General features: G+C 46.6%; 13 protein-coding genes. 10 read left to right on the top strand and 3 right to left on the bottom strand.

Annotation, left to right across the window (positions count from 1 at the left end; all coding sequences use genetic code 11):
- Positions 1-21: 21 nt before the first annotated feature.
- The 3 genes from glpE to polA all read left to right on the top strand — a co-directional run bounded on the left by glpE (position 22) and on the right by polA (position 4,445).
- Positions 22-327, top strand: coding sequence for a thiosulfate sulfurtransferase GlpE (gene glpE, locus KU855_RS10670; RefSeq protein ID WP_218530271.1), 306 nt, complete (start codon positions 22-24; stop codon positions 325-327).
- Complete coding sequence (glpG, locus tag KU855_RS10665; protein WP_218530284.1) at positions 324-1,172, top strand: rhomboid family intramembrane serine protease GlpG; 849 nt, start codon at positions 324-326, stop codon at positions 1,170-1,172. The genes glpE and glpG overlap by 4 nt, the downstream gene beginning before the upstream one ends.
- A 510-nt stretch (positions 1,173-1,682) precedes the next feature.
- Entirely contained in the window at positions 1,683-4,445 is a 2,763-nt protein-coding gene (polA, locus tag KU855_RS10660; RefSeq protein ID WP_218530270.1) for a DNA polymerase I, read from the top strand.
- 584 nt (positions 4,446-5,029) lie between these two features.
- Here polA and yihA read toward each other — a convergent pair.
- Entirely contained in the window at positions 5,030-5,683 is a 654-nt protein-coding gene (gene yihA, locus KU855_RS10655) for a ribosome biogenesis GTP-binding protein YihA/YsxC (protein WP_218530269.1), read from the bottom strand.
- 159 nt (positions 5,684-5,842) lie between these two features.
- Between yihA and KU855_RS10650 the strand changes: the two genes are divergently transcribed.
- From KU855_RS10650 to hemN, 5 genes are all read left to right on the top strand, one after another.
- Positions 5,843-6,463 carry a cytochrome c gene (locus KU855_RS10650; protein WP_218530268.1) on the top strand — a complete coding sequence of 207 codons (621 nt, stop codon included), beginning with the start codon at positions 5,843-5,845 and terminating at the stop codon, positions 6,461-6,463.
- Positions 6,464-7,263: 800 nt separating this feature from the next.
- Entirely contained in the window at positions 7,264-7,926 is a 663-nt protein-coding gene (locus KU855_RS10645) for a methyltransferase domain-containing protein (protein ID WP_218530267.1), read from the top strand.
- Between the two features lie 52 nt (positions 7,927-7,978).
- A complete protein-coding gene (gene yihI / locus KU855_RS10640; RefSeq protein ID WP_218530266.1) occupies positions 7,979-8,527 on the top strand; it encodes a Der GTPase-activating protein YihI in 549 nt (182 codons plus the stop codon).
- A gap of 30 nt (positions 8,528-8,557) precedes the next feature.
- Positions 8,558-9,025 carry a DUF2489 domain-containing protein gene (locus KU855_RS10635; RefSeq protein ID WP_218530265.1) on the top strand — a complete coding sequence of 156 codons (468 nt, stop codon included), beginning with the start codon at positions 8,558-8,560 and terminating at the stop codon, positions 9,023-9,025.
- 342 nt (positions 9,026-9,367) lie between these two features.
- On the top strand, positions 9,368-10,744 hold the full coding sequence (hemN, locus tag KU855_RS10630) for an oxygen-independent coproporphyrinogen III oxidase (protein WP_256260978.1): 1,377 nt from the start codon (positions 9,368-9,370) through the stop codon (positions 10,742-10,744).
- A 60-nt stretch (positions 10,745-10,804) separates the two neighbouring features.
- Here hemN and add read toward each other — a convergent pair whose 3' ends face one another.
- Positions 10,805-11,812, bottom strand: a complete 1,008-nt coding sequence (gene add, locus KU855_RS10625) for an adenosine deaminase (protein WP_218530263.1) — start codon at positions 11,810-11,812, stop codon at positions 10,805-10,807.
- 194 nt (positions 11,813-12,006) lie between these two features.
- On the opposite strand from add, the gene KU855_RS10620 reads away from it, so the two are divergent.
- Positions 12,007-13,800, top strand: a complete 1,794-nt coding sequence (locus KU855_RS10620; RefSeq protein WP_218530262.1) for a DUF885 family protein — start codon at positions 12,007-12,009, stop codon at positions 13,798-13,800.
- A gap of 83 nt (positions 13,801-13,883) precedes the next feature.
- Positions 13,884-14,861, top strand: coding sequence for an alpha/beta fold hydrolase (locus KU855_RS10615; protein WP_218530261.1), 978 nt, complete (start codon positions 13,884-13,886; stop codon positions 14,859-14,861).
- 83 nt (positions 14,862-14,944) lie between these two features.
- Here the strand turns inward: KU855_RS10615 and KU855_RS10610 are convergent, their stop codons facing one another.
- Positions 14,945-17,434: a GGDEF and EAL domain-containing protein gene (locus KU855_RS10610; RefSeq protein ID WP_218530260.1), complete on the bottom strand. Its 2,490-nt coding sequence runs from the start codon at positions 17,432-17,434 to the stop codon at positions 14,945-14,947.
- Positions 17,435-17,506 lie beyond the last annotated feature (72 nt).

The raw sequence follows: 17,506 nt of genomic DNA, 5'->3' as shown, positions 1-17,506 counted from the left end.
GCCATTTTTATTGGAGTTTTTATGCCATTTGCCCATTTAGATCTTGCGCAACTAAGCAAGCTGCAGCAACAAGATCCGCAACTGCAAATTGTCGACATCCGAGATGCTGCCAGTTTCGAGCAAGGGCACATCCCGAGCTCATTCAATCTCAGCAACGACAATCTCGTTGACTATATTCAACAAGCCGATCTCGATGCCCCTTTGGTCGTAGTGTGCTATCACGGTATTAGCAGCCAGAATGCCGCCAACTACTTAAGCGAGCAAGGGTTTGATCACGTCTACAGCCTCGATGGCGGCTTTACTTCATGGCAGGTCGTAAATCTATGATGATATTCGGCCAGTTACCCAATGCTCGAGCAGCCCAAGCCTTGATTGATTACCTCAAAAGCCAAGATGTGATGTGCGAAATGCGCGTCCATGACATGCAAGTGCAGTTACTGGTGCAAGCGGCCGATTATGTGAAAGCTGAGGCTGAATATCAGTATTTTCTGCAACATCCTCACGATGACAAGTATCTCCAAGCTTCATGGGAATATGGCGATACCCAAAGCGGCTTAAATTACGGTAAGCCCATAAAGCAGCTAATCGCTGAGGTGATCCACTCCAGCGGCCCGGTCACCCTCACTATTTTAGTGCTGTGCATTGGCATCTTTACGGCTTGGAATATTGGGTTTGCCGATACCCTATTTAGCTATCTCGGCTTCTTCCATGTCATTCCCAGTGCCAGTATCGAGGAGTTTTGGCGAGTTTTTACCCCAAGCCTTATCCATTTCTCAGCCATGCATATTATCTTTAATTTACTCTGGTGGTGGTATTTAGGTGGCAAGATAGAGCAGCGACTTGGCAGCGCTAAACTTATGGTGATCCTCGTCGTGGCAGGTACCTTGCCTAATGTGGTGCAATACCTGTTACAAGGTCCTAATTTCGGCGGACTTTCTGGGGTAGTTTATGCCTTAGCTGGCTACAGCTATGTAATGGGACTGCGTAAACCAGAGGCTGGCATCGCGCTACAAAACTCCTTTATGGGTTTTATGATGCTTTGGCTTCTACTCGGTTTCACTGATGCCTTTGGACTCTCCATCGCCAACGGCGCCCATGTGGGTGGTTTACTGGTGGGCATTGCTCAAGGTCTGTTCGACAGTCGCCAGCGCAATCAATCAACACATTCTTAAGCGAGTAGATTAATCATCCAAACCGACCTTAGCTGCAATTGGTATAAGGTCGGTGACATTATAACCAAGCATTTTAACAGAATGGTTACAAAAGCATTGATCTGCTCAAAAAACATGCTAAGTTATAAATCCGGTTTATTATTTGGCAAAATTGATGACTTTTTAACTCACTTATTTTTTCTGTTAAACAAAAAAATCCACAATTCAAGATGTTTTGTATAAATTTGATCTGATCTCACGGATTTTTATTTAATTACTACAAATCAACCACTTACAAAAAGCCGGCTTTTCGATCTGATCGGTTACTCCCATATTGATCATTTTGATTCACAGAGTTATCCACAGACAATCACCTTTTAAACCCTCGCATATATTTCGTTCACATCCGCTCAAATATTCAGCCCATTGATCACATCTTGATCCCCGATGACTGTTCCGCCATCTGCCAACTCGCCTAATGCTTGCCGATGTGGCATGCTTACTTCATTTGCAATGACTCACGATATCAACATGGCTACAATCAGCGAAAATCCCCTGATCTTAATCGATGGTTCTTCTTACCTGTACCGCGCCTATTATGCGCCGCCACATCTCACCAATTCGAAAGGTGAAGCCACCGGAGCCGTCTATGGTGTAGTCAATATGCTAAGAAGCTTATTGCGTCAATATTCGCCATCTCATGTGGCCGTGGTATTCGATGCTAAAGGCAAAACCTTCCGTAACGATATGTACAGCGAGTACAAGGCTCAGCGCCCGCCGATGCCAGATGATTTACGCACTCAAATTGAACCCTTACATAACATCATTAAAGCCATGGGGTTACCGTTAATTTCAATCTCAGGCGTTGAAGCGGATGATGTGATTGGAACGCTCGCGACCCAAGCATGTGCCCAAGGGCGAGCCACTTTAATCAGTACCGGTGATAAAGACATGGCGCAATTAGTCAGCGACAATGTCACCCTGATTAATACCATGACAGACACAGTGATGGGGCCGGCAGAAGTCACCGAAAAATTTGGGGTAGGCCCAGACCGCATTATCGATCTATTAGCCCTGATGGGTGACAAGGCCGATAACATTCCGGGCTTACCTGGTGTCGGAGAGAAAACAGCCGTGGCCTTAATTTCGGGGGCCGGCAGCGTGGATAATCTATTAAGCGATCCCGATGCAGTGGCGACACTAGGTTTTAGAGGTGCTAAAACCATGCCGGCTAAAATTAAAGATAATGCCGAAATGCTGCGACTCTCTTACGATCTGGCCACCATTAAAACCGATGTCGAACTGGATCAAACTTGGCAACAACTCGAGCGCCAACAAGAAGACAAACAAGCCTTGGCGCAATATTTTACTGAGATGGAATTCAAACGTTGGCTGGCTGAAGTGCTCGATACACGTGCAGCGACAGCTGTGGCGGCAACGGATCAAGCTGAAGCGCCTGTGGCTGCTAACACCACAATCCTAGCCACAGATTATCAGACCATCCTGACTCAGGAGCAGCTCGATACTTGGTTGCTTAAAATCAAACAGGCTAGCTTAGTTGCCGTGGATACCGAGACCACCAGTCTCGATTATATGCAGGCGCAATTGGTCGGTTTATCGTTTGCCATTAACGCCGGCGAAGCCGCTTATTTACCCTTGGCGCATGATTATCAAGATGCGCCGGCTCAACTTGATAAACAACACGTGTTAGCGCAACTCAAACCTTTGCTCGAAGATGCTAGCATTCACAAGGTTGGCCAAAATCTCAAGTATGATATGAGCGTATTGGCCAATGCCGGTATCCAGCTTAACGGGTGTCGTTTTGACACTATGCTGGAATCCTATGTCTTTAACTCCGTGGCCAGTCGCCACGACATGGACAGCTTAGCACTCAAATATTTAGGCCATCACAATATCAGTTTTGAAGAGATTGCGGGTAAAGGTGCTAAACAACTCACCTTTAATCAAATTCCATTAGAGCAAGCCGCACCTTATGCTGCTGAAGATGCCGATATCACCCTAAGACTGCATCAACATCTATGGCCGAGTGTGGAAAAAGAATCAGGTTTAAGTCAGGTGTTGCTCACGCTTGAAATGCCGTTAGTTCCAGTGCTATCAGCTATGGAACGCCGCGGTGTTTTGATCGATAGCTTATTATTATCACAACAAAGTGAAGAACTAAGCCGCAAAATCGATCAATTAGAAAAGCAAGCTCATGAGATTGCAGGTGAGGAGTTCAACTTAAGTTCCACCAAACAATTACAAGCGATATTCTTTGAAAAGCTCGGGTATCCCGTACTCAAGAAGACCCCCAAAGGCGCACCATCAACCGCCGAAGAAGTCTTAGTTGAACTGGCGTTAGATTTCCCTCTACCCAAAATCTTGTTAGAGCACCGCAGCCTTTCTAAGCTAAAGAGTACTTATACCGATAAATTACCGCTGATGGTAAATGCGACTACCGGGCGCGTACACACCAGTTATCATCAAGCTAATGCGGCCACCGGGCGCTTATCGTCTAGCGAGCCTAATTTACAGAATATTCCCATCCGCACCGCCGAGGGTCGCCGTATCCGCCAAGCGTTTATCGCCCCGGAGGGTAAAAAGATTTTAGCGGCCGATTATTCACAAATTGAATTGCGCATTATGGCGCACTTGTCTCAAGATCCTGGATTACTGCAGGCGTTTTCCGAAGGCAAAGACATTCACCGCGCGACGGCGGCCGAGGTGTTTGATGTTGCCTTTGAAACAGTCACCACCGAACAACGTCGCCGGGCCAAAGCCGTGAACTTCGGCTTAATTTACGGTATGTCAGCCTTTGGTTTGGCCAAGCAATTAGACATACCCAGAGCCGAAGCTCAAACCTATATTGATACGTATTTTGCCCGTTATCCTGGGGTCCTGCGTTATATGGAAGACACTCGGGCGCTGGCAGCAGAACAAGGCTATGTAGCCACCTTAGCTGGACGACGTTTATACCTGCCAGAAATTAAGGCCCGCAACGCCATGCGCCGTCAAGCGGCTGAACGTGCCGCCATTAACGCGCCCATGCAAGGCACGGCGGCCGACATCATTAAACGCGCGATGATCACGGTTGATGAATGGATCGGTCAGCACACCCAAGGTGAGATCAGCATGATAATGCAAGTACACGATGAACTGGTGTTCGAAGTCGATGCCGACAAAGCTGAGTCACTGATGCACACAGTATGTGAGCTGATGGCGACGGCTGCAGATTTAGATGTTCCCCTACTGGCCGAGGCAGGGATTGGTGATAACTGGGATCAAGCCCACTAGAACACCTAAGAATTATCAGCGGCAGATCAAAGAACGACCGCGTTTGCCTGCGCTATTATGTTACTTTTTTATCAGAAGATGTCATTTAAGCGTGACATCTTCTTTTTTTATGTAATTTTTAGATCAGATTTTGCAGCAAAAAGCAGCGGCGAGCACGATCAAGCTCACATTATTGGGAGCTCATGCGAAAAACAGTTTTTCATAAAATGATAAATCACTTATTATTCTCGGCGTAGGGTACAGAGGTTAAGATGTTCTATCTTTCAAACCTTTATTTCACTTTTAGTGAACAGCCAAATTCTGGCGCCTCAGCAATCTTAATATTGCTGAGGCTTTTTTTTGTCCGGAAAAAATTAGAGTAAATACTTTAATTGTGATGAATTTCGAGCTATGCTGTCTTCATTGAGCGCTGTTACTAACAAATATTGCATTTGTGAAACAACAGAACTTGAGTCTTGTTGAATTTTAGCTTCTCCCCAAAAGAGCTAACTTTAAGCCGCTGATAATATTTGTCATCGGCTTTTTTTTTGCAAAAAAAAAAGCCTGCCGCAGCAGACTTTTTATGATCACCAACGCGGCTTGAATCACTCAGCAGCGTCTTGCTCTAGCGCTTGCCAGCCGTCGGGATAACACCAGCCATTTAATACCGCCAACACCTTTTGCTTACCCGTGCCTTTTAATGACGAAAACGGCTCTACGTGAACCCAATCACCAAAGTCAGCTAAGGCAGCACGGACTTCATTGACGGTTTTCATGCGTGCACTTTGTGCCAATTTATCCGACTTAGTCAGCAAGGTCAGTACGGGGATCTCACTTTCAACCGCCCACTCAATCATCTGAATATCTAAATCTTTCAGCGGATGGCGGATATCCATCAGCACCACCACACCACTGAGGCATTCGCGCTTTTGCAAATATTCACCCAGCGCATGTTGCCACTTTTTCTTGAGCGCTAACGGTACTTGCGCAAAACCGTAGCCGGGCAGATCCACCAAACGGCGAACACCATCAAGCTCAAACACGTTAATTAACTGAGTACGGCCGGGCGTCTTACTGGTACGCGCCAAGTTTTTTTGCTCAGTCAGTGCATTTAATGCGCTGGATTTGCCAGCATTAGAGCGACCGGCAAAAGCGATTTCGATACCGGTATCACCCGGCAAATGTTTATCTAAGTGAGCAATATCAGGCGCACTGATAAGAAACTTAGCTTTGCGAAAATCAATTTGATTATCTGTCACGTATTACTCCAGTATGAAGCATCACTTTTGTCATAAAAGTTGAAGAATTGCTTACTTTTCCACAATTTCGTGTAAAATATAGCCTCGATCACAGTTAAGTTATTTTAACACGACTGTCGTTTGAACCAGGACATTAAACTAACAAGAAGTTGGAACGCCATGAAAAAGTTAGCTCTAGCGCTGTCTGTAGTCGCCACCATATCTTCCTCTGCGATTGCTGAAGGTAATGTTGAGGCGGGTAAAGCCAAATCTATTACCTGTGCTGCCTGCCATGGTGTTGACGGCAACAGCATGATCAACATGTATCCTAAAATTGCCCAGCAACATGCCACTTACTTGCAAAAGCAATTGCAAGAGTTTCGCACTGCCGCACAAACCGGTGGCAGTAACGGCCGAATGGATCCTATCATGAGTAGTATGGCCGCGGCCTTGTCTGATGAAGATATTATGGATTTATCTGCCTATTACTCAAGCCAAGCGATCACCCCCAATGACGTTGCAGACATTCCATCATTGGGTGAAACCCTTTACAACGGTGGCGACATGTCGCGCGGCATTACCGCTTGTATTGCTTGTCATGGCCCAGAAGGTCAAGGCATGGCACTCGCGGGTTTCCCATCATTAGCAGGTCAGCATGCTAATTATATCAAAATTCAGCTCGATAAGTTCCATGATGGCAGCCGAAATAATGATATGAATGGCATGATGCGCGATGTCGCTAAAAAATTATCTCCGCAAGATATTGATGCCTTATCTGTGTACATTTCAAACTTCAAGTGAATAAAGCTTAATGATTGAAAACCAGTAAAAAAGGGGAGCACTCGCTCCCTTTTTTGTCACATAAAGCTTACGTAAACGTAAAGCAAAAGCCGCCAATGCTTGACACTGGTCACATATTTAGGTTTAATGAAGCCCGTACCGACACAAACCCAACAGTACAACTGCTAATATTGATAACTATGTACTGATGTCGACTACTTACATTTAAGATATAAGAATAAATTTAGTTAATAATAAAAATAACTTAACGACCGCTCGCTAAAAATAAAAATGAGAAATGATTATCTTTTATAATCTTGGTCGAATACTTCAAGGGAATGCAGTTTTACTGCGTGCATAGTCACTTTCCCATTTAGGGCTAGTGAGGTCCCATACAGGAGAATAAATTCAAGGGATTTGGATTTAGCAGGAAGCAAGTGCTTTAGGATCCTGGCGGGAAGCTAGTTGTCACTGGAAGTGAATAACAAGGATGGTTGACTGTTGTCATTGATGACACCTCCGATATAGGTAGCAAAGACTATCTACGGGAATCCTTAATTGGAAGATTGAGGATGTACAAGATAAAGTGTCTGGATGACCAAAAACTATAAAAAATTGCACGGAAAGCAAATAATAATAGATGGATTTTGACTGGGATAGTCGCATAGCTAGTATGGATACTAGGTAATCAGATTGACGTGTCTTTGACATATCTTGTATGGCGGCAGTTTACTGCCGCCATTTTTATTTAAATCGATTAAATACCCCACGCTCCTTTACTGGTATAATCTCGCCATAGCGCCATAACTTACTGATAGTAAATGCTAAGCTGCCCACTCTGCCAATATTTACCTTGCTCATTGTTTTATCAAGACAAAAAGCGCAGCTACTTTCGCTGTGCGCGATGCGCGTTGATATTCGCCGATTCACGTAGCCAGTTGCCGCCGCAAGCACTAAAACAACGTTTCAGTCAGCCAACGCCATCCGAAAAGCAGCGCCAGTTAGCTAATTTCGTGTTGCCCTTACTCGACCAATTGCATCAATTAACCGCCAGCCAGTTACATGGACTGAATTATGGCCGGATTTTAGATGAGGCCAGTCAGCAACAAATCATTGCTCAAGGCCATAGCCTACAGCAATACGATCCTTTTCTGGCCCCCAATCATCAAGCCTTACGCCAAAGTTATGACTTTATTTGCTGTTACCGAGTGCTTGAACATTTTAGAAACCCGCAACGCGAGTGGGCCTTGCTATGTCGTCTTTTAAAAACAGGCGGTTGGCTAGCTATCAGCACTCGCATGCTCAGTGATGATGCCGATTTCGGCAAGTGGCATTACAAGAACAACCTCGCCCATGTGGCCTTTTTCCATGCCCAGACCTTTAGTTATTTAGCCGAACATAGTGGATTTACGTTATTATTTGCAGCAGATGATTTCATTCTGATGCAAAAAACATCAGAATCTGGTATAAATCCCGCCCTTTGATCTCGGCCTGGCATTTGAAACAGGCTGGGCAAAACCAGTAGTCGAGAAAAGTATGAGTCGTTCCAAGAAAACTCGCAGTGGTCTAGGCTGTAGCCCGACCAAGGCGCCAAGACAGAAAAAAACTGAGCGCGAGCTTGCTAAAAAGAAGCGCAGCACCGGCAATAAGACCGGTAGCCGTCATAATGAAGGTTTACTGCAAACCGCCACCACAGGCAACGCGGCCAAAAAAGATCCGCGCCATGGCAGCAAAAAACCTATCGCCTTGACACTGCCAAACGCTGCAGTGGCTACAGCACCCGTTGCCGTTAAAACTGTGCATAAGCCAAAACTGACTGATGAACAAAAACTGTTGAAGTTAGAAGAAGATCCGCGTCTTAATCAGCTGCTTGATGCCCTAGAAGAAGGCCGTGATCTCAACAATGCTGACCAAGAATGGTTGGATAAGCAGTTGAATAAGATTGAAGCCTTAATGGCAAAATTAGGCATCACCGATGTTGAAGATGAAACACCAGCACCGAAAAAGGCCCGTAGCGATGATGAGTTGCTAGCCCAATTTGAATCCGGTGAGTCACTTCTGGATCAATATCGTCAAAAAGACTAAGCCGAATCAACACCGAGCAAGGAGGCTAAGTTGGATAGCATCTGGATCATTGCCGCAGTCGTCATTATCATTCCACTCGCCGGCTATGCCGCGACCCTGTTATGGCGTTTGCGTCAACAACAACGACAAGCCCTGCGACACGCGGCTGAAGCGGCTGCAAGAGCTAACGCCAAGCGCGAGCAAGTCTTAGGGGATATCAGCTACATCGCCCAAGCGATGATTGAAGATAGATGTGAGCTATCAGAAGGGGTGTTGCGCATCGGCAAGTTGTTCGACATCTTATCCATGACCGAGCAAGTGATGCCGCAATATCCTCATGTTTTTCGGCATTATCAACGCATTGAGTCCCATCCGATCATGGCGGCCAGAAAGGCCTTAGACAAACAGCAACGAATGCAGTTAGATTTGCAACGCATGAAAAGTGAAGCCGAATTGGCTGATGGCATCATGAGTGAAATCCAGCAAATCGCGCAGTTGCAGTTACCTAAAACCCATTAATGCCAGTCTCCCGACTAATGCCGCAATCTTGCGGCTTTTTTGTGGATCAAATATGACGGCGACGATAGCAACTTTTGCGGCCCGATATGGTCTACCCTCTGCAATGCACTCGCCTGAGCAAGGTTCGAACAACCGCTTAGCTTGCGAGTAAATTTCAACAAAAGTGACAATATCCAGTGAGTCGGAGCACAAAACCTTTATAAAACCAAAGACAAGTGCACAAAATTGTTGGATAGTCGCTAATTCTGAAACCTTTACGTTAAATTTTTCAACCTAGATCAAGGTAATGACGACGAAAAGGTTGCATACTTCGCCTATTGCTAATTTACTGGAGGACACGCCTTGAAGCAGCCCACACAGATCAGCTGGGATCAGTCTATGATTGAGAAATACAATTACAGCGGTCCTCGTTATACCTCTTATCCTACTGCATTAGAGTTTAACGATGCCTTCACCGAGCAAGACTTACTGCAGGCGATCCACACCAGCAAAAGTGATAAGCTGTCTCTTTATATTCACATCCCCTTCTGTGCCAAGCTTTGCTATTACTGTGGTTGTAATAAAATCATCACCCGCCACCAGCATAAAGCGGATCAATATATTGAATTTTTAGCCCAAGAAATCATTAAGCGGGCGCCACTGTTCCAAAATTACACTGTCACCCAAATGCATTGGGGTGGCGGTACACCAACCTTCTTAAACCCAGAGCAAATATTACGCTTAAGCGAATTGCTAAAGCAGCATTTCAATTTTGCCGCTGAAGGTGAATATTCTATCGAAGTGGATCCGCGCGAGATTGAGCTCACCATGCTCGATACTCTTCAACAAGCTGGATTCAACCGTATTTCGATTGGGGTTCAAGATTTCAATAAAGCGGTGCAAGTGGCGGTTAACCGCGAGCAAGATGAAGCCTTTATTTTTGACTTAATGGCTAAAGCCAAAGCCATGGGCTTTGTATCGACCAATGTCGATTTAATTTATGGTTTGCCACATCAAACGCCCGCCACCTTTGCCGACACGATTGCGCGCATTATCGAATTGTCGCCAGATAGATTATCGGTGTTTAACTATGCTCATTTACCGGCGCGTTTTGCCGCCCAGCGTAAAATTAAAGAAGAGCATATGCCAAGCCCGCAGCAAAAACTCGATATGCTGCACCAGACCATCGCCACGCTGACTGAAGCCGGTTACCAGTATATTGGTATGGATCATTTTGCTAAGCCTGATGATGAGCTGTCTAAATTACAAAATGAAGGCCGTTTACACCGCAACTTCCAAGGCTATACCACGCAGGAAGAGTGTGATCTGCTCGGTCTTGGGGTGTCATCCATCAGTATGATTGGCGACTGTTACGCCCAAAACCAAAAAGATATTCGCCCGTACTACGAAGCCATTGAGGCATCGGGTCATGCATTATGGAAAGGCTGCAGCCTCAACCGTGATGATGAGGTTCGTCGCGCAGTGATCAAGCAATTGATTTGTCACTTCGAGCTCGATATGGCAGACATGGAGCAGAAGCTCGGCATTCAATTCGAAGACTATTTCAGCGAAGACCTTAAACTATTACAGACCTTTATCGATGATAAGTTAGTGGACATCACCGACCGTAAGATCACTATCAGTTCTACTGGGCGTCTCCTTATTCGTAACATCTGTATTTGTTTCGATGTTTATTACCGTGATAAGGCTCGTCAGCAGCAGTTCTCTCGAGTAATCTAATCTCGAAGAATAATAAAAAAGCCACTGAATTAAGTGGCTTTTTTGTTTTTTGCACGCTGACTAAGGCAAGTTGGCTTCTTTGGCAAAATACATGGCACGACGCTCACTGTTGGAGAGGAAGGCCATCTCGACCCCATTACGCTGAATTTGCGCTAACACCTCCGCCGATAATCCCATCTCTTGATGTGCCACACGGTACTCATGGGCAATATCAATATTACTGACGCCAGGATCATCGGTATTGATACTGACTAATACACCCGCATCATAAAAAGCCTTTAATGGCTGCGCTTGATAATTCGCCACCGTCGACGTATGTAAATTACTGGTCGGGCACGATTCAATCCCTATCTTATGGCTAATCATATACTCGATTAACTGCGGATCGTGAATGGCGTTAACACCATGACCAATGCGGCTTGCCCCTAGCTCGCGAATGGCTTGCCACACGCTACTGGCTCCATCAGCTTCGCCAGCATGGACTGTCACTGCTAAACCGGCGTCGCGTGCCTGGCGAAAATGGTCGATAAATAAATCTCCAGGATAAGACTGCTCATCCCCAGCCAAATCGATAGCGACGATCTTGGCGCGCTGGCTTAAAATCGCATTGAGTTCTGCCCGGCAGGCTTCAACCCCAAATGAACGCGACATAATACCAATCAAATTAACTTTCACTTCGGTATCACGCATACCGTGAGCCACCCCATCAATCACCGCCTCGACAACCCCTTCCAGCGGCAGGTGATGATTCATGGCCATGTAATACGGACTAAATCTAAGTTCGGCATAATCCAGCCCAGACATTGACGCATCGAGTACGTTTTCATAGGCAACACGTTTGACCGCATCTAAGTCGGCTAATACCGCCACCATCCAATCTAACTTAGACAAAAAGGCCACTAGGCTAGATTCTTTGCCTTGGACTTGCACATGGGGCGCGAGGGTTTCAATCGATGATGCAGGCAAGGCAATTCCGTGTTGATGCGCTAGCGACCAAATGGTGCCGACGCGCACATTGCCATCCAAGTGGCGGTGTAAATCAACTAATGGAATGTTGGTATTTATCATTATTTACTCCAAAAAAGCCAAGCAAGTTACACACTTTAATTGTTCTAATTATAACACGGCCGTTTCAAAAATTGGTACACTATCATATTTATTAACAGCCTATTTTCGCATTAAAAACCTTTTTGTTGGTTGGGCTTAGCAACTGCTTAAGGCATAATCACCGATAACATAACGATAATGAATAGGGATCAAACATGTCCAAGTTAGCGGTCATCCTGTTAACATTGCTCGGCATTGGCGGTTGCCAACATCAAGCCTCATTGACTCACATCGCGCCGGCCGAAACCAGTGTGTCTCAACCAAGCCCCGCATCAATGCAATTGCAGCAATTGATCGATCAAGACTGGCAGCTAAAATTGGCTCGTTACCCTTATTTAGCCGAACGCCAAGGCGTGGCTAACGCCGCCGCTCGCTTAGTCGATATGTCATCGACAGCCTTAGCCGATTACCAAGCGCAGCAACTGGCCATGTTAAATGCTCTCAACAACCTAGATAGTGCGAGCCTCAGTCATCAAGACAAGATTAATGCGCAAATATTAACCTACCAATTGCAAGATAGCACTGATATGTACCGCTTCGGCGATCACTATATGCCCATCACAGCCGAAGGTGGGTTTCATACGAGCATCAGTCAGATCAGCGATATCACTATCAGCAATGAGGCCGATGCCCAAGCGTATTTTGCTAGGTTGAATGCCCTACCGACCTATTTCAAGCAACAAACCTTGTGGCTACAACAAGGGCTAGCACTCGGCATAACCCCACCGAGAGTGACTCTCAAGGGCATTGAAGACACCGTCAGTGCTTATCAAGTCGACGTCAATGAATCAACTTATTATCAACCCTTTACTCAGCTTCCTGCCAGCATGCCCGCTGAACAACAAGCCCAATTACAGCAGCAAGCTCAGCAACTGATCCAAGACAAGGTATTACCTTTGTATGATGACTTTTATTGGTTTTTAACTGAGCAATATTTGCCGCAAACCCGCACCTCAATAGCCGCCTCCGATATGCCAGACGGTGTTGAGTTTTACGAGAACCGTATAAAGCACTACACCACCCTCAATATGACCAGCGAGCAAGTGCATCAGTTGGGACTGCTGGAAGTGGCGCGCATTCGCGCCGAAATGCAGGCGGTCATTGAAGAGTTGGCATTCCAAGGAAGCTTCGATGACTTCCTGCATTTTTTGCGCACCGATCCGCAGTTTTACGCCAAAACCCCGCAAGAACTGCTCAAACATGCTGCGTATATTGCTAAACAAGCAGATGCGGTGTTACCCAAGTATTTTGCCACCTTGCCGCGCACCCCTTATGGCATCAAAGAGGTCCCCGCACAAATAGCCCCTAAATACACTACCGGTCGCTATTCCGGCGCCAGCAACGATACCGAGGCGGGTTATTATTGGGTCAACACCTACGCCCTCGACAAGCGCCCTCTTTACGAAATGGAAGCCCTGACACTGCATGAGGCAGTCCCTGGTCATCACTTACAAATTGCTCTCAACCAAGAGCAGGCTGATCTGCCCAATTTTCGCCGTTATAGTTACATTTCAGCCTTTGGCGAGGGCTGGGGCTTATATGCTGAATATCTCGGCATTGAAGCGGGTTTTTATCAAGATCCCTACTCCAACTTTGGCCGTTTGACCTATGAAATGTGGCGAGCGGTACGCTTAGTGGTGGATACCGGTCTGCATATGCAGGGCTGGAGTCGTCAACAAGCCATCGACTATATGGCCAGCAATACCGCGTTATCACTACATAATGTCACCACCGAAATCGACCGCTATATTTCTTGGCCTGGCCAAGCGGTGTCTTATAAAATCGGTGAACTCACTATTAAACGCTTACGCCAACAAGCCCAATATGCACTGGGCGATAAGTTTGATATTCGCCAGTTCCATGATGCCGTGCTGATTAATGGCTCAGTGCCCCTCAGCATCTTAGAGCAACAAGTTAAGGCCTATATCGAGCGGGTAAATCAAGCTTAACTTAACGGGTGAGTATGTACCTGCCATACTCACCCGTTTTTGATACACTGCCCCAGCACATCACCGCAAGACTAGGATCTACTATGTTCACCCCGAGTTCGTTCACCACCGAAGCCCAATTGGCTGATCCTGATTATTTGCTGCAACTCGCAGCCTTTTGGCAGCGAGTCGAACAAGGCGCCATCACCAGTCATGATGGCCTTCGACTCAACTACTGCGCCGTCCGACAGCCTCACCGCGCTCCTGCCATTGTATTTTGCAGCGGTCGCGTCGAAAGCTATTTAAAATATCAAGAGCTTATCCATGACTGTTACCAACAAGGTTTCAGCATTTATGCGATGGATCACCGTGGCCAAGGCTTATCAGAGCGACTCGGCCCCGATCACCATCTCGGCCATGTCGACCAATTTGATGACTATATCCAAGACTTATATCAATTTGTGCAAACCGTTGTCATGGCCGATCGTCATAGTCAACTGGTGATGCTCGGGCACTCCATGGGCGGTGCCATTGGCACGTTATATTTGCAACAATATGGTCATGCCTTTGCCGCGGCGGCCTTTAGCGCCCCAATGTATGGCATCCAACTCCCCGCCCCCGCGTTTATCATTAAGCCGTTGGCGGGCTGGTTGAATCAAGTGCCTAAAGGTGGCCAACCGAACTATGTGCTCACAGGTAAAGGCTATCAAGATGTGCCGTTTGCCGACAACGAACTGAGTCACAGCACCTTGCGTTATCACAGGTATCGCGAGTTATATCAGCAACGTCCAGAATTGCAGTTAGGATCGCCCAGTAACCAGTGGCTACTGCAAGCGCTCCAAGGGGCAACGGCGGCACAACTGGCGGCGCGTAATAGCACCATCCCTTTACTCGTACTGCAAGCCAGTGATGACACGATTGTTGATATTGCCGCCCAGACCCGGGCTCAAGGCGGCTTGTGCCAATTATTGGTTATCGGCGGAGCCCGTCATGAAATATTTATTGAAACCGATGAGCGGCGACAGCAAGGGCTCGCAGCGGTATTTGAATTTTTCGCCAATCACTTACACGATGACGCCTAAAATTGCCAAGGCGCTAGCCAAAGTCAGTCATCAGCGATGTCAGGCTGGGCGCCGCATTGCGCCCATGTAAGGTCTCAGTAAGCTTAACTTGCTTGGCGCTGATGTTGCTGCAAAAAATCAATATAGGTTTTTTCTATCAGTGGCTTACTGAATAAATACCCTTGAAAACTATCGCAACCAAGCGCGTCTAGATGCTCGAATTGCGCTTGCGTCTCAACGCATTCACCGACCACTTCCAAATCTAAGCTATGTGCCATCTCGATGATGGCTTTGACGATGGCGCTCGACGCCTCAGTTTCGCCAAGCTTGCTAACAAAGCTGCCATCGATCTTAAGTCGCGACAAAGGCAATGCCTGTAAATAACTTAATGAGGAATAGCCGGTACCAAAATCATCGATGGCAATCGAGACACCTTTGGCTCGTAACTGTTCCATCCTCAAACTCACCGCACTTAAATCATTCAACAAGGCGTGCTCGGTCAATTCCAACTCTAGCCCGTTGACATCTAAGGAGTGCAAATTGATCAGCTGCTCTAGGTTAGTGACAAATTCACTGTGGTTAAAGTGGCGCGCACTGACATTCACGGCCATCAACGGCAAGCGTATGCCCAACTGTTTCGCCCGCGCCATCAGCTCACCCAGTTGCAGTAATACCCAGTGACCGATATCAATAATTAAACCGCTTTGCTCGGCTACCTTGATAAAATCAACCGGTGCCACCAGCCCCATTTGTGGGTGCAACCAACGTAATAACACTTCGCTACTGACCACATCACCATGGCCATTAACGATCGGCTGAAACACCAAAAATAACTGTTTGCGCTCAATGGCATAGGCCAGCTCATTGTGAATGGTCAATTCTTGATTGAAATTTCTATTCATTTCATGATGATAGAGTTCGCTGGCATTACGTCCATTTTCTTTCGCGTGGTACATTGCCATATCGGCACGTTTAAACACTTCGCTCGGTTCGATGGTCGCGCTCGGCGTTAAGATGCAAGATCCAATACTGACAGACACCACCAGAGGTTGTTGATTGATGGTATAAGGACGCCCAAGTAACTGGCGTATTTCAGCGCCATTAAACCGCACTTTATTGCGAGCACTGCTTTCATCCAAACTCAAATTCTCTAATAAAATCGCAAATTCATCGCCACCAAGGCGAGCCAATAGCGCCGATCCCGAGAAAAATGCCGACAGCCGTGCAGCCACCTTCACCAATAATTGATCGCCACTGGCGTGCCCTAAGGCATCATTAATGGTTTTAAAATTATCCAAATCGATAATAAACAGCACCCCATAATGTGACTGGGTTTCGGCCTGAGACAAGCGTTCAAGCGCCGACATTATCACTTGACGGTTACCGAGTCCCGTTAAGGGATCTTGCTGTTTTTGTAATGAAAATTCAGTTTCGGTTTGTACCTGCTCTGTCACATCAGTATGGGTGCCGATAATGCGCTCAGGTCGCCCCTCGCAGTCCCATTCCACCAACATGCCGCGATCCATAACCCACACGTAGTGACCGCGCTTATGCTTGAGGCGATGCAAACTCTCAAACTCGGGTTGTTGCCCAGAAATATAAGCCTTGAGTTCAGCCAGCACTTGCGCCTTATCATCTGGGTGAATTCGGCTCTCCCACGCCTGATAATTATGTTCAATTTCATGGCTATCAAAGCCGACGATTTCTTTCCAGCGATCCGATAAATACACATCACCAGTGATAATATTCCAGTCCCAAATACCATTGCGCGACCCTTCAACGGCAAAAAACCAACGATGTTCGCTGTCTTTGAGTTTTTGCTGCAATTTTTGCTTCTGCTCAAGATGCTCTAGCATGGCAAACTGTAAGCGCGCCACCTCAGCGCAACTCCAAGGAATGGGGCGCATAGATATCGGCTGCGTTTGGCTTGATGCTCCCACCGCGATATAAGAACGCAATTGCTTAGATAAGCCATTGAGTGGACGGATCACCCATAAATACAACAAGCCCATAAAGCCAAGCCCCAAGAACGCAGCTAAGCCCCAAAACCAGAGGTACCTTAGTCTCAGTTCCGCGTCTGCTTCACGTAAGCCGGGCGTCAAATCGAACTCGAGATAAATCACATCGATGGCATGATGCGGGCTTGAGTTGAAGACGGGATAGTAAGCTTGAATGGTTTGTCGCAGGGGATTAACTTGCAAATAAGGCTGTTGCTGTTGAGTGACGTGATGGTGTAATTCGGCTGAATAACCATCAATAAAATCAGAGGCTTGACTGCCTCGCCACACCAGATAGTTGGCTTGATGGATTTTTTCGGCGCGATCTAATAATAACAACACCAACACTTGGTTATCGGTGGAGGCCAACGACACTTCAGTGCTCAGCCGCTTAACATCACCGTGGCGTTCTGATTCGACCACAATATGTTGCAGCCGAGATAAAGACATATCCAAGCGTTGACTATACTTTTGGGTCAGCTGTTGGTGCATCCGATCGCGCTCATGCACATAGGCACTCACGACCAAAATAAGAAAAAAACTGACAATGGTCAGTAACACCATTACCGCCAAAGGCGGTCGATAAAAGGAACGCACCCGTTAATCCTTGAGTCATTATTATTCGATTATAGGTCAATCGCACTCGCCACCTTGCCTTCGGGTCAGCGA

It is taken from the genome of Shewanella sp. NIFS-20-20, assembly GCF_019209865.1.
GTDB lineage: Bacteria > Pseudomonadota > Gammaproteobacteria > Enterobacterales > Shewanellaceae > Shewanella.
The sequence above is the reverse complement of the archived record's forward strand: the minus strand, read 5'-3'. Positions and strand labels throughout refer to the sequence as shown.